Annotated in this window: 8 protein-coding genes and 3 pseudogenes; 7 read left to right on the top strand and 4 right to left on the bottom strand. The window is 58.8% G+C overall.

Annotated features, from left to right (window positions below; all coding sequences use genetic code 11):
- Nucleotides 1-63: 63 nt before the first annotated feature.
- A complete protein-coding gene (locus tag ACOYW2_RS26095; RefSeq protein WP_482418709.1) occupies nt 64-462 on the bottom strand; it encodes a hypothetical protein in 399 nt (132 codons plus the stop codon).
- A gap of 588 nt (nt 463-1050) precedes the next feature.
- Between ACOYW2_RS26095 and ispG the strand changes: the two genes are divergently transcribed.
- The 4 genes and pseudogenes from ispG to ACOYW2_RS26075 all read left to right on the top strand — a co-directional run bounded on the left by ispG (nt 1051) and on the right by ACOYW2_RS26075 (nt 6051).
- Nucleotides 1051-2127, top strand: coding sequence for a flavodoxin-dependent (E)-4-hydroxy-3-methylbut-2-enyl-diphosphate synthase (gene ispG, locus ACOYW2_RS26090; protein ID WP_482768469.1), 1077 nt, complete (start codon nt 1051-1053; stop codon nt 2125-2127).
- 72 nt (nt 2128-2199) lie between these two features.
- Nucleotides 2200-3713: pseudogene (proS, locus tag ACOYW2_RS26085) on the top strand (proline--tRNA ligase).
- Between the two features lie 159 nt (nt 3714-3872).
- Nucleotides 3873-5510 (top strand): annotated as a pseudogene (locus tag ACOYW2_RS26080) (RelA/SpoT family protein); the annotation flags it as partial.
- 250 nt (nt 5511-5760) lie between these two features.
- A complete protein-coding gene (locus ACOYW2_RS26075; RefSeq protein ID WP_482771088.1) occupies nt 5761-6051 on the top strand; it encodes an ACT domain-containing protein in 291 nt (96 codons plus the stop codon).
- A 232-nt stretch (nt 6052-6283) separates the two neighbouring features.
- On the opposite strand, the gene ACOYW2_RS26070 is transcribed toward ACOYW2_RS26075, so the two are convergent.
- The 3 genes from ACOYW2_RS26070 to ACOYW2_RS26060 all read right to left on the bottom strand — a co-directional run bounded on the left by ACOYW2_RS26070 (nt 6284) and on the right by ACOYW2_RS26060 (nt 10557).
- Nucleotides 6284-7786, bottom strand: a complete 1503-nt coding sequence (locus ACOYW2_RS26070; protein WP_482768468.1) for an HD-GYP domain-containing protein — start codon at nt 7784-7786, stop codon at nt 6284-6286.
- Between the two features lie 416 nt (nt 7787-8202).
- Nucleotides 8203-8886, bottom strand: coding sequence for a S1 family peptidase (locus tag ACOYW2_RS26065; protein ID WP_482420616.1), 684 nt, complete (start codon nt 8884-8886; stop codon nt 8203-8205).
- A 21-nt stretch (nt 8887-8907) separates the two neighbouring features.
- A complete protein-coding gene (locus ACOYW2_RS26060; protein ID WP_482768467.1) occupies nt 8908-10557 on the bottom strand; it encodes a BCCT family transporter in 1650 nt (549 codons plus the stop codon).
- A gap of 837 nt (nt 10558-11394) precedes the next feature.
- On the opposite strand from ACOYW2_RS26060, the pseudogene ACOYW2_RS26055 reads away from it, so the two are divergent.
- From ACOYW2_RS26055 to ACOYW2_RS26045, 3 genes and pseudogenes are all read left to right on the top strand, one after another.
- Nucleotides 11395-12530, top strand: a pseudogene (locus ACOYW2_RS26055) (acyl-CoA dehydrogenase family protein).
- A 322-nt stretch (nt 12531-12852) separates the two neighbouring features.
- Nucleotides 12853-13584 (top strand): acyl-CoA dehydrogenase family protein, encoded by a 732-nt coding sequence (locus ACOYW2_RS26050; protein WP_482768466.1) that lies wholly within the window; start codon nt 12853-12855, stop codon nt 13582-13584.
- 467 nt (nt 13585-14051) lie between these two features.
- Nucleotides 14052-14483 carry a carboxyl transferase domain-containing protein gene (locus tag ACOYW2_RS26045; RefSeq protein WP_482768465.1) on the top strand — a complete coding sequence of 144 codons (432 nt, stop codon included), beginning with the start codon at nt 14052-14054 and terminating at the stop codon, nt 14481-14483.
- The last annotated feature ends 23 nt before the right edge of the window (nt 14484-14506 follow it).

Below are 14506 nucleotides of genomic sequence, written 5' to 3'. Positions count from 1 at the left end.
CCTACCAAGTTTTTTGGTATTGTTCCAAGATGTTTTGGCTAGTACTGGTTATCCGCCCCCGGCTTAAACAAACGCTCCCAGCTGACATGCCCGGATCTTGACCCCCGTCTTTTCGCAGGCCCCGGCCAGAAGGGCCCGGGAGAGACCGTCCTCCTTTGCCTTGGCAAAAATTTCCCTGCAGGTGACATGCCCCTTTGCCTCGGCGCTTTCATCCAGCCATGCCGCCACCTCATCAGAGATGACCTCGGGGATCTGGATCCGCTTCTGCTTGCCGGGCCCAAACCCGAAGAGCCCCAGCTGGCAGGTCTCTATACGAATTTCGAGCTCATCAAGGCATGACCCGGCCTCCCCGGGGGTCACACCACAGCGCAGGGCCGTGGACAAGGCCAGGGCACAGCTGATGCGCCCCTGCCTTGCAGCCCCCTTCAACTCCTTGACTACCTGGTCTTTTGACACTGCCATTGCGCTACCTCCCCGTACACAGATCGTTCCTCGGTTAATTTACCCCAAGCCCCCATAAAACGGGCCTTTTCCACACCTCATTTCCCTTGCCATGGGCTGTGCTGTTCTGATACTCTTTTCCAACATTTACCGTAACGGCTCCCGCCAAAAACAACGCACTCCACTCATCCCGACCGGCAGGTGGCATCCACGCTCCGGTGGTGACCATCGTCTCCAAGACCATGGTCACGGGCACCGCCCCGTGGCGCACGGGATGTTTGCCTGTTTTTCCGTGTCGTTACAAAAGAAAGACCCCCGGATGCATCCCACGGATCGCGCCCCGCGGAGCAGGTCGCCGCCGGACAAGGCGGCAACCCCGTGAATCAAGTGATCTGTTTGTTACATTTCCGGGAGCCCGACGTTCAGACATGCATCACGACGAGAGGGAACCGTCTGGTTTGCTCACAACCCGTCTGATACAATAACAGTTGGAAGGCGCTTTCGCCAAGCCCCACGGCACCGCGCCGGGGTGAGCCTGCCCCGGCCCGCAACGGCCCACCCTGCCGAAGCCGTATGGCACCGGCCCTTCCGACGAAAGAGATACGACCCATGTCCCTGGTTCAGACACGAAAAAAAACACGAACCCTCCGTGTCGGAGGGGTGGCCGTGGGCGGTGACGCCCCCATCTCGGTGCAGTCCATGACCAACACCCGCACCGAAGACATCAAGGCCACCGTGGCCCAGATCCACCGCCTGCAAGAGGCGGGGTGCGAGATCGTCCGGGTGGCGGTCCCCGGCATGGAGGCGGCCGAAGCCATCGCCGCCATCAAAAAAGAGATCGCCATTCCCCTCATCGCAGACATCCACTTCGACCATCGGCTGGCCATTGCCGCCGCTGAAAACGGAGCCGATGCCCTGCGCATCAACCCGGGGAACATCGGCAGCCGGGAAAAGGTCGTCAAGGTGGTCACCTGCGCCCAAGAGCGCGGCTTGCCCATCCGCATTGGGGTCAACGCCGGGTCCCTCTCCCAGGAGATCCTGGACCGGTTCGACGGGGTCACCCCAGAGGCCATGGTGGCCAGCGCCATGGAGAACATCCGTATCCTTGAGGAGCTCGACTTTTTCGACATCAAGATCTCCCTCAAGGCGTCGGACGTCACCCGCACCGTGGAGGCCTACCGCCTCCTCTCCGGTCAGGTGGACTATCCCCTGCACGTGGGGGTTACCGAAGCGGGCTCCCTGTTTCCCGGGGTGGTCAAATCGTCCATCGGCATCGGCATGCTCCTCTCAGAGGGCATCGGGGACACCATCCGCGTCTCCCTTACACGGGACCCCGTGGAGGAGATCCGCGTGGGCCAGGAGATCTTAAAGTCCCTGGAGCTCCGGCGCTTCGGCCCGGAGATTGTCTCCTGCCCCACCTGCGGCCGCTGCAACATCGACCTGTTCTCCATCGTGGAGCAGGTGGAACAGGCCCTCATCGGCCGAAAGACTCCCATCAAGATCGCCATCATGGGATGCGTGGTCAACGGCCCAGGAGAAGCCCGGGAAGCCGACATCGGCGTGGCGGGCGGCCACGGCATCGGGATTCTGTTCAAAAAGGGACAGGTGGTGAAAAAATTCCCTGAAGATCAGCTGGTGGAGGTGCTCCTGGCAGCCATCGATGATTTTGAAAAAAACAAAGCGTAACGACTCAACAGCCCATAAAGAAACGATCACGGCCTGCATTAAAAACCGGCCGATATACCCATGAGGACGACAATGGCAAAAAAGGTACAGACAGCGATTACCCCCACCCGAACCGAAGACTACCCCCAGTGGTACCAGCAGGTGGTCAAGGCCTCCGACATGGCCGAAAGCTCCCCTGTGCGCGGGTGCATGGTGATCAAGCCCTGGGGCTATGCCCTCTGGGAAAACATCCAGAAGTCCATGGACGCCAAATTCAAGAAGACCGGCGTGCGAAACGCCTACTTTCCCCTCTTCATCCCTTTGAGCTTCCTTGAAAAAGAGGCTGAGCACGTGGAAGGCTTTGCCAAGGAGTGCGCCGTGGTGACCCACCACCGCCTCCAAGCAGGGCCCGAAGGGGGCCTGGTACCCGCAGGGGAGCTCGCCGAGCCCCTCATCGTGCGCCCCACCTCCGAGACCATCATCGGGGACTCCTTTGCCAAGTGGATCACAAGCTACAGGGACCTTCCCGTCCTCATCAACCAGTGGGCCAACGTGGTGCGCTGGGAGATGCGCACACGGACCTTCCTGCGCACCAGCGAGTTCCTCTGGCAGGAGGGGCACACCGCCCACGCCACCTCCGAAGAAGCGATTTCCCGCACTGAACAGATGCTGGAGGTCTACGCCAATTTTGCTGAAGAGTACCTCGCCATGCCGGTGATCAGGGGCCGCAAATCCGACTCCGAGCGTTTCCCCGGCGCCGTGGACACCCTCTGCATCGAAGCCATGATGCAGGATCGAAAAGCTCTTCAGGCAGGGACCTCACACTTCCTCGGCCAGAACTTCGCCAAAGGATCGGGCATCACCTTCCAGAGCGCCGACGAGAAAGAAGAGTACGCCTGGACCACCTCCTGGGGCACCTCCACCCGCCTCATCGGCGGCATGATCATGACCATCTGACCACGACTACGCCCCCCCGCATCGCCCCGGCGACATCGGGGTCTTCTTCCTCCATCTTCCGCAAGCCCGAAGAAAAAGAAGAGGTGCTGGCCTACACCAGGAAGCTGGCCGAAGAACTCTCCCAGGTGACCTACCACGGCCGCGCCATCGAGGTGGAAGTGGACGAGCGCGAGATCGGCGGCGCAAGGGGCTGGGACTGGATCAAAAAGGGCATCCCCGTCCGCGCCGAGATCGGCCCGCGGGACATGAAAGAGGACTCGGTGTTCATGGCACGCCGGGACCTCTCCCCCAAAGAGAAGCGCGGGGTCAAGCGCGAAGAGCTCCTGGCCACCCTGCCCGCCATCCTGGACGAGATCCAGCAGGCCCTTTTCGACCGGGCCCTGGCCCACCGGGAAGCCAACACCCGTCCCGTGGACGACAAAGAGGCCTTCTACGCCTGGTTTACCCCGGAAAATGAAGAGAAGCCCGAAATCCACGGCGGATTTGCCCTCTCCCACTGGTGCGGGGACGGTGCCTGTGAAGAGAAGATCAAAACCGACCTGAAGGTCACCATCCGATGCATCCCCTTTGAAGGCGACGAGGAAGAGGGAACCTGCATCTGCTGCGGCAAGCCCAGCAAAAAACGGGTGATCTTCGCCAAGGCATACTAATAAATACCCCCAAAGGGGCCGCCACATCCGGTGACGGCCCCTTTGGTTTTTGTTTGATGTCAACGTAACGATACGGTTTTTCTTTAAACGGTGCGCTCTAACGCGTCGCGTTATTAAAGGCTGAATCGTTACATGTTAAAAAAAAACTTAACGTAAAAAATGGCCCCGGGGCCACGTGGTGAGGCAGCAGTACCGATGATCCGTATAAACGATATCCTGGACAGAATCATAGAAATCCATCCCGATGCCGACCTGGACATCGTGGAAAGGGCTTACATCTTTTCCGCGCGCGTCCACGACGGCCAGACACGCCTGTCCGGAGAGCCCTACCTCACCCACCCCCTGGAAGTGGCCTACATCCTGGCCGACATGAAACTCGACGTGGAGAGCGTGGCTGCCGCCCTGCTCCACGACGTGGTTGAAGACACCCACGCCACCGAAGAGGAGATCGCCCAGTACTTCGGCACCGGGGTGTGCCATATCGTGGCCGGGGTCACCAAACTCAGCAAACTCAGCTTTGCCACCTCCCAGCAGCGCCAGGCCGAGAGCATCCGTAAGATGATCCTGGCCATGGCCAACGACATCCGCGTCATCCTCATCAAGCTGGCCGACCGTCTCCACAACATGCGCACCCTGAAGTTCCACAAGCGCGAGGAGAAAAAGCGACAGATCGCCAAGGAGACCATGGACCTATACGTGCCCATCGCCTCCCGCCTGGGGATCTACTGGCTCAAACAGGAGCTGGAGGACATTGCCTTTGAAACCCTGCAACCCGAAGAGTACAAAAAAATCAGGGAACAGGTAAAAGACGATCAGCTGTCCCAGGAAGAGGTGGTCTCCTCCACCAAAAACCGCATCAAGGAGCTCATGGAGGATGCAGGGCTCCACGGCCAGGTCATGGGGCGCTACAAGCAGCTCTACAGCATCCACCACAAAATGGTCTCCCAGCAGCTCACCTTTGATGAGATCTACGACCTCGTGGCCTTCCGCATCATCCTGGACACCATCCCCCAGTGCTACACGGCCTTGGGGATCATCCACAGCACCTGGAACCCCATCTCCGGAAAATTCAAAGACTACATCGGCGTGCCCAAGCCCAACATGTACCAGTCCCTCCACACCACGGTGGTGGGGCCCGGGGGGCACCGCATCGAGGTGCAGATCCGCACCAAGGAGATGGACAAAGTCGCCAAATCCGGCATCGCCGCCCACTGGTCTTACAAAGAGGGCAAGGTGGCCGACGAGAAGCTGGGGGAAGCCTACGCCTGGGTCCAGGACCTGGTGGAGAACCAGGAAAACGTCAAAAACCCCGGCGAGTTCATGGAGAACGTCCGCATCGACCTTTTCCAGGACGAGGTGTACGTTTTCAGCCCCAAGGGGGAGATAAAAACCCTGCCCAAGGGCGCCACCCCCATCGACTTTGCCTACGCCATCCACACCGAAGTGGGCAACCAGTGCAGCGGCGCCAAGGTCAACGGCCGCCTGGTCTCCCTCACCTATGAGCTCCAGACCGGTGACGCCGTGGAGATCATCATTACCAAGGGCAACACCCCCAGCAAGGACTGGATCGGCTTTGTAAAAACCGTAAAAGCCCGCGCCAGGATCCGGCATTTCATCCGCTCCGAGGAGAAAGAGCACAGCGTGGCCCTTGGAAAGGACCTTCTGGAAAAAGAGTTCAGGAAGCACGGCCTCAACTTCAACAAGCTCTCGGCCACGCCGGAGATGGAAGAGGCCGCCGCTGCCTTCGGCTTCAAGGGCGCCTCCTCACTCGTGGAAAACGTGGGCTACGGCAAGGTGACCCCCCGCCAGGTGGCAAACCGCTTCCTTCCCCAGGAGAGTAAGCAGGACAAGCCCGAGCACTCCCTCTTCCACCGGCTCATGGGCCAGTACAAAGAAGGGGGATGCCGTCATCGTCAAGGGCATCGACAACATCCTCATCCGCCTGGGCAAATGCTGCAACCCCGTCCCCGGGGACGAGATCACCGGCTACGTGACCCAGGGCCAGGGCATCACCATCCACCGCAGCAACTGCACCAATGCCCTCACCATGAGCCCGGAGCGCTGCGTGGACGTCACCTGGGCCAGCGAAACCCAGGAGAGCCTTCCCGTCAGCATCCTCGTGCGATCCCAGGACCAGGTGGGCCTGCTTGCCAAGATCACCTCGGCCATCAGCGACAGCCGCGCCAACATCGTGGACCTGGTCATGAGCCGCCAGGACCAGGGCGGCTACGAATGCACCTTTACCCTCAACGTCAGCAACACCGATCAGATCAAAAAGGTCATCCAGAACATCAAGCGCATCCGCTCCGTCCGAGAGGTGCGACGCATCGGCGACTGATGTGCCTTGGGCGGCCCTACCGGGGCTAAACGTTTAAAAAAGTTTAATAAACAGGTTTAAAAAAATCTTTTTGAATAAATTTTTACTTTAAAGGCGGATGTGATTTGACCCGAGGAGCGAGGGGCAAAACACATCCGCAACCTGCTTTCAAGGTGGCACACCTTGCCGCCGGAGGCTGTTTTTTTTTGAGCTGAATAGTTACCTCACTTTAAACCCTGCGTCAGGGTAGTTGTCACCCCGCCCGAAGCACCTCGTCCTCCCCGGCCTTGTCCTCAAAACAGCCTGCAATCTCCACAAATCGGTGTTCGCAGGCCACAAAGGCATCCACCACAGCGGGATCGAAATGGGTCCCCCGGCCCTCCAGAATAATCTTGCGAGCCTCTTCATGGGGACAGGCCTCCTTGTAGACCCTTTGGGACCGCAGGGCGTCGTAGACATCGGCCAGGGCCATGAGTCGTGCCGAAAGGGGGATGTCCGAACCCGCAAGTCCCCGGGGGTACCCGCTGCCGTCCCACTTCTCATGGTGACTTCCCGGATGCCAGGGCACAGGCCAGAAACGAGGATGCTGGCGCCGGGTTCCCATCTTCAGCTCAGCCCGCCGGATGGCCTCCTCCCCCTTGAGGGTATGGAGCTTCATCACGGCAAACTCCTCTTTGGTCAGGGGACCTGTTTTCAAAAGAATCGCGTCCGGCACCCCCACCTTTCCGATGTCGTGGAGGGGAGCGGTCTTGTACAGAAGATCCACCACCGAAGGGGGCAGCACCCCGCCGTAGGCGGGCACCTGTGCCAGGGTCTCTGCCAGGAGCTTCACGTAATGCTGGGTTCGCCGGATATGGGAGCCGGTTTCGTTGTCCCGGGTCTCAGCCAGGGAGGCCATGCTGTTGATGATCACGTCCCGCAGCCGCTCCACCATGAGGTTCTGCTCTTTAAGCCCTGCGATCATCCGGTTTGTGTAGCTGGCAATAACCCCGAGCTCGTTGTTGAAGGCCACAGGCACCCGGGTGTCGAAATCACCGGCGGACACCGCCCTGAGGGTTCGGGTCTCTTCCTCCAGAAACAGGTGAATGTTTCGGGCATAGGTCATGACGATGTTGGCCGTGTACCCCATGAGAACGGTGATGATAAAGGCCTGGTTGAAAAAGACCGACTTCCTGTCCTCAGCCGTCATGATGTGGCTGTCCAGCCAGCAAAAATCATTGAAATAGACGACAATCATGGTAACGGTCACCGCCGTAAGGGAGGCCACCGTAACCAGCACCAGCTTTCTGGACACGGACACAAAGTGCCCTGATGTGGTAAAAAGCCCCCGCCCGATCTTCATGGCCAGTCGACGGTTGTGGATCAACCCCAGGTCCGCCCCGACAAAAAAGCCCAGGCTTAAAAAGCCGGTGATCACCTCAACCGAACTCCTCGTCCCGCCACCCCACCAGGTGTCCAACAGCACGCTGACGAGAAGCCCCACCAGGCCCAAAAGCGCCACATCCAGAAAAAAGAGCCCGGCCACCTGCAGCCGGGGAGGCGTGATACAAAACACGAAACGACTGAGAAGCCACCTTGCCCCGCGCATCAAAATCAATGCGGTGCCCATTAAGAGAAACCACGGCATCTTCGGAACCGATGCAACCATGGGACAGATCCCAACTCCGTAGCCTCCCATAACGGCAAGGACCAGTATATAATGAACCGAAGCCCGCGGGTCGTACTCCTGGCTCTCGGCAACGGTATTGCAACGCATGTAAACAAACTCCCGGAGGATTGCTGAGGTTTAGCTCAAAGCAACTTCCGACGTAAAAATGATGCCGAATCGCTATGGAGCCATTCAACCCTGATCGCATGGGGACCGCGTCCCTCCCAGGGTAAACGTCAAGCCGCATCCGTCATGATGCAGGGAACATTTTCACCCGGGATCTGACGTGTGATATACCTGCCCATTCCCACTGTCAACATCTGTTGACAAATCATGGACAATCTGCGCCAGGCCAGAGCCCTACCGGTCGTAAAAAAAATAAAACCGGGAGCATAACCATCCACGCGGGGCCTTGGCAGCCACACGTCCATATGCACCCGGCAATGCACGTCACGCACAAAAAAAACGCCCTCGGTTCTCACCGAAGGCGTTTTCATGTTTCTCAACAGATCACATCAGATTCGTCAGGAGACCTCGAGCCCCTTTTGTTCCATCAAGGCCAGGCCGTACTCAATGGAGACGGCATAGCTGATCTGGGTGTGGTACCCCGAAGGCCGACTGCCCCGGGCAAAATCACCCCCGTCTTCAACCGGGGAAAATCGCCCGATGACCACCCCGATAACCCGGCCGTCATCGGCATTGACCAGGGGCCCACCGGCCACGCCGTCAAACACCATGGTGTCGAAAAGCAAAAGCCGCTTTCCGTTTCTGGAACACACCTTGGAACTCAGGATCGCGCTCTGGGCCACGAGGTTATGCATTTCATCGTGGCCGAAGGGAAACCCGAGGCTGAGAAGGCTGGTACCTATAATCAGGTTCTCGGTGGTCCCCCCAAGGTGGTCCGGGGTCCGGATACGCAGGTTTCGATCGATCTCCAAAAGCGCCACATTGTGGACCGTGTCCGCAGCCGCCACCGAGACGCTCATGGCCGACACCCGGTCCAGGCTGATGGGCATGAAATCGTCCGGGTTGCTCGTGGGAACCACCATCAAGCCTTCGGGATCCTCCTCAATGAGGTGGGCTGCCGTCAGCAGGTACCCGTCGTCGTGCATGAGAAAGGCCGTCCCCAAAAACACAACGGAGCTCTCCTTCTTCCGCACCAGCATCATGCACCCACCTGCAAATTTCTGACTCACATCCTGTAACATCGCTTATCCTCCTTTTGCAGATCAGGCGCTCTTCTTACGCGCAAACACAACGTGGGGCGCCTCGGCACCCTCGATCTCAAACTCTTCGCCCTTCTTTTTCCCGGTCTTCACGCTGAAGGTCTGGACCCCGATGTACTCGTTGAGCCCTTTCTTCAGGCTCACGCACATGATGATCAGGACAATGCCGAAGGGAAGGCCCGTGGTGATTACCGCAGACTGCAGGGCGGCCAGGCCGCCGCAGAGCAGCAGGGTCGCCGCCACCACCCCTTCCAGGATGGCCCAGAAAAGGCGCTGGGGAATGGGGGGATCCGGGTTGCCGCCGGCGGTGATGATGTCGATGACCATGGACCCCGAGTCCGACGAGGTCACGAAAAAGCTCACCACCACGAGAACCCCCAGCACACAGGAGATGCCGGATAAAGGAAAGTGCTCAAGAAGGACAAACAGAGAGACCGGCACGTTCTTGGCCACAGCCTCGGCAATGCCGCCGCCACCGAACATCTCGATGAACAGCGCGGAGTTCCCGAACACCGTCAGCCACACAAAGGTGACAAAGGCCGGAATGCAGAGGACCCCCATGATAAACTCACGAACGGTGCGCCCCTTGGAGACTCGGGCGATAAACATCCCCACGAAGGGAGACCAGGCAATCCACCACCCCCAGTAAAAAACGGTCCAGCCGTTCTGCCAGTTGGTGTTCTCAAAGGTTTCGCTCCAGGTGGCCAGCTTGGGAAAGTTCTGAATGTAGGATCCGATGTTTTCGAGGAGACCGTTGAAAATAAAGAGCGTGGGACCGCACACCAGAACAAAGAGCAACAGCCCCGTGGCCAGCCAGACATTGAGCTCCGAGAGCCTTCGGATCCCCGCATCCAGCCCCTTCACCACAGATGTCGTTGCAATGGCCGTGATCCCTGCGATGAGCCATAGCTGGGTGGTGGCACTCTGCTCCCACCCGAAAAGGTGTGCCAGACCGGCGTTGATCTGCTGAACACCGAACCCCAGAGAAGACGCCACACCAAAAAGGGTGGCCACCGTGGCCAGGATGTCGATGAGTGACTGCTTCAGAGCTGTGGGGCATCCCGAGAGAAGGGGGTAAAACACCGCGCGGATGGAGAGGGGAAGCCCTTTGTTAAAGCTGAAAAAGGCCAGGGCCAGTCCCACGATGGAGTAGACGGCCCAGGGGTGGAATCCCCAATGGAGAAAGGTAATGGCCATGGCGGTTCGCGCTGCTTCCGTGGGGCCATCTGAAGGAAACGGGCTGGCACCGAAGTGGTACATGGGCTCTGCCACCCCGTAAAAAAGAAGGCCGATGCCCATGCCCGCTGAAAAGAGCATGGCAAACCAGCTGAGGGTGCTGAAGTCAGGTTCGGCGTCTTCCCCTCCCAGCCGGATGTCTCCGTATCGGCTGAACATCAGGTAGAGGGCAAAGAAGAGGATGATGTTCATGGTCCAGATAAAAAACCAGCCGGCATTGGAGGAAATCGCCGCCTGAAGCGGCCCAAAAAAATCGCCAACCTTCTGATGAAAAAAGATGGTAAACACCACAAAGCCAACAATAATGGCTGCTGAGGTGAAAAAAACCTGGGGATGGACATCAAAGCGGGGAGACGCACCCGAAGGCGCAGAAGAGGCATCGGAAGACCCCTGAGGGTTTAACTCGCTGTCTGTCATAAGAAAAATCCACTGAGTGTTTCAAGAAACCCGAAGGGCGATGAAGATCCCTGGCCGCCGACCCTGTTTAACAGGGCCTTCAGAGCATCATGAAACCCTGCAGCACACCCGAGGAAATCAAGCCATAAACCTGATTTCCTCGGGTGTTGCTGCCGGAAAGCTGCCGTGCGGGTCCCATGCAAAATATGCCTGCAGATCCTTCTCGCCTCTCCGGAACAACCGGAATCCGCCCCACGGACATTAAGGACAACCTTACCGGGGGCCGGGAAAACATGCGGGATGATCACTCACTTCATACCTTACACGAGCAGCATACCACCCGAAATTTAAAATACTAAGAAAGCAATAAAGCAACAATTTGTTTTCAAATAACTTTTCAAAACTTGATCGCACATAAAAAGCGCGGCAAAGTCAGTCATCTCGCAAAAACCGAAACAGGCTAACATAAATAAAGGAACTTTAAAACCCTTGTAATTATGATGCTAACAGCGCCCCATCCCCGCCTTATGGCGCAGACGTACGCCCATCAAGGGAATCTCGCCATACACGTAACCCTCTGTTTCACAGTTTTAAATTTTCGGACAACGGGACATTTGCAACACAAGGATTCCTAATATTAGATGGGAATTCAGCGCCATACCGTATTCGGCCTGCCGCCCCTGAAAATCTCGCGTGATACCCGACCCTTGCCCCGGATCTCCCCACTCTTTTCTTGACTTTTGATATGAATTATATTTTTATTCTGAATATCATTCAATTCTGGAATTGCGTTTTATCCAAGCTTCCCGCCGGCCCTGCCTTTTCGCCGGATCCATCCATCCCACCCCTGGAGGCCTTATGGAATTCGCGTTTACCAAAGACCAACTGATGTTCAAAAAAGAGGTGATCCGATTCGCCCGGAAAGAGATCGTCCCCCGCGTGGAAGAGAACGATCGGAACCACACCTTCGACTTTGACGCCTTTCGAAAGATGGGAGAATTCGGCCTTCTGGGCCTCCACCTCCCGGAAACCTACGGCGGCTCCGGCGCCGACGTGGTCACCACGGTACTGGCAGGAGAAGCCCTGGGAGAAGCAGGAGTGGACGGAGGGCTCACCCTCTCCTACGGCGCCCACTCCTTCCTCTGCGCTGACACCCTCTGCTGCCACGGCACCGAAGCCCAGAGGCAAACATACCTGCCGGACCTCATCTCCGGCGCAAAAATCGGCTGCATGGGACTCACCGAGCCCAGCGCCGGCTCCGACGTCGCCTCCATGAAAACCACGGCCACCAGAAAGGGCGACACCTATGTGTTGAACGGCAGCAAAACCTTCATCACCAACGGCCCTGATTGCCCGACGCCGGCCCTCATCTACGCCAAAACCGACCCGACCAAAGCCCACGACGGCATCTCTGCCTTTATCGTGGAGAAAGGCACCCCCGGCTTTGAGGCAGGGCCGCCCATGAACAAACTGGGCTGCAGAAGCTCCCAGACATCGGAACTCTTCTTCTCGGACTGCGCCATCCCTGCAGAAAACCTGGTGGGCGCCGAAGGCACGGGCTTTCTCATGGCCATGCAGACCGTGGAGTGGGACCGCAGCGCCCTGCTCTCCCCCATGGTGGGCGGCATCAACCACGCCCTTGCCCGGTCTGTGACCTATGCCAAAGGACGGGAACAGTTCGGGCGCCCCATCGGCGCGTTCTACGCCACCAAAGAGAAACTCGCCTCCATGAAGATTTTTGCTGAAGCGGCCAACTTGTCTACCGCATCGCCTGGTGCAAGGAACAGGGCAAGCCCGTCAACCACCTGGAAGCAGCCGTGGCCAAACTCTTTGTGGGCGACTGGCTCCTTGGCCCCAGCAACGACGCTCTCCTGCTCCACGGCGGCTACGGCTACTGCCACGAATACGGCATGGAACGCATCTTCCGGGACGGACGCCTCGCCCCCATCGGCGGCGGCACCTCCGATGTCCAAAACGCACCCTCGATGATATAGGGGGACCTGCCCATGAATTTCGACCACACCCGGGAATAAATGCTAACCTGTTCCTCTCCCTTGAAACCATCCTCGGCACCCACCCCGACGAGCACCCCAAAGCCCTCATTACCCTGCTCTCGGACACCGGCTACACCACCCTGAACGCCCCGGGCCTCGCCACGGCCCTTCCCGGCGCACAGGAACGCCTGGCCCGAAGCCTAACCCCACCGCCTACCGCACGATTGAATACGGCCTGCGCATTCCAGCGCCCCCTTCCAGAGCGGTTTGGCCAAAAATCCTGGCACGACAGACTGGCGGACCCTGTCCAAAACGGAACGTCTTGGCCACCGAGCCCTTCCACACCCCTCCGGGCGCCGAAGGCCTCACCGGAACATCCCACAAAAACGAGACCCTCATATCCGGAACCTTAACGGGCATCCCCGGTGCCGACATCGCCGACCTTATCGTGGCCGCAGGCACCGTGGACGAAGCCCCGGCCCTGTTTCTCATCGAGCAGGGAACCCAGGACATCTCCCTCACCCGGGGAGCCACCGGCCTGTTTACCCTGACGGCCCGCAGCGCAAGCCTTGCCCACACGCACGTATCCGTCCTTGAGCCGGGGGCCCCCATGGCCCCGCTTCTCACCCTCCTGAAAACCCAGCTCCAAGCCTCCGAAGCCACCGGACACGCCGCCGCCCTTTTCGAGCAGGCCAAAAAAGCGGCCAAAACCAAACCCGACGGTGGCAAGCCCCCCATCGCACGCCAGGAAGTGGGCTTCACCCTGGCCACCATGTACACCCTGCTCCAGACCAGCCGCCTCATGAACGCCAACGCCTCAGCCCTCATCGCCACCGAAGAGAGCGACGCCGCCATGGCCGCCCACTGCGCCCGGGTCTTCTGCAGCGACGCCGCCGAAGAGATCGTCTCCTCCGCCCTCTCCGTCATGGGCGAACAAGGCTTTGAAAAAGGAGGCCCCGCCGACCGCCTGGCAACCATCCAGGCCCTGCGCGTGGAAGGCGCCTCCGTGGGCCAGACCAAAGAGGCCATCGGCAACATGCTGCTGAAATATTAGCGGGATAAAGCGCTTCGGCGGCCAGGCTGGGCACCTGGAAACCCTATGGCGAATGCATGGAGGCAGCCAGGTAAAAACGCCTCCGGCGGCCCTGCCGGGGGCCAAGCTTTTGAAAAGCTTGACAAACAGGTTTTGAAGTTTCCCGACTCCTTTGGAGATAGGCCGGTTTAAGCCAAATAGTCAACGAGTTACGATAACGAATCTTAGCCCTTTAAGGCTTGTTGCATCGCTCTATACAAACCACCAACACAGACGTTTGGGTGAAGCCCGAGCCCAAGGCCCTTGTGCTTTGACCCGAGGAACGAGGGACAAAGCGCAAGGGCAATCAGCTTTCGAGGTGTTTTTCGCTATAGTGGCTTCGCCACCCTCGCCGCCGGAGACAGGCTTTTCCTTGCACTTTAACCATAGAAGGCACGCTTTTGTTTTTTTCCTGTGCCCTAAAAAATGATTCCAAATACGGAGGATATATGGCTGTTATCAGATCTGCGGTGGATACGACGTCTGAGACCTACCGGAAGAATGTGGAGGCGATGTCCGAGCGGGTAGGGATGTTGAAGGAACGGCTCAAGGAGGCACGGGAGGCCCGGTCGGACAAGGCAAAATCCCGGCTGGCCCAGCAGAACAAGCTGTCGGTGCGGGAGCGGCTCGACCTTCTCTTGGATCGCAACACGCCTTTTCTGGTGGAGTTGGGAGCCCTGGCAGCCTACGGCCAGTACGACGGCAAGGTCCACGGTGCGGGCAGCGTCATGGGCATCGGGGTGATCCACGGCCGGGAGGTGATGGTCCACGCCAACGACCCCACCATCAAGGGGGGCACGGTCTATCCCATGGGGGGTGAAAAATACCTTCGGCGCCAGGTGTGGCCATGGAGACCGCCTGCCCACGGTCTACCTCATTGATCGGCGGCCTCTGACCCCTGCAG

Source organism: Desulfoluna sp. CLI2B, assembly GCF_056847375.1.
This window is presented reverse-complemented; position numbering and strand designations above follow the sequence as displayed.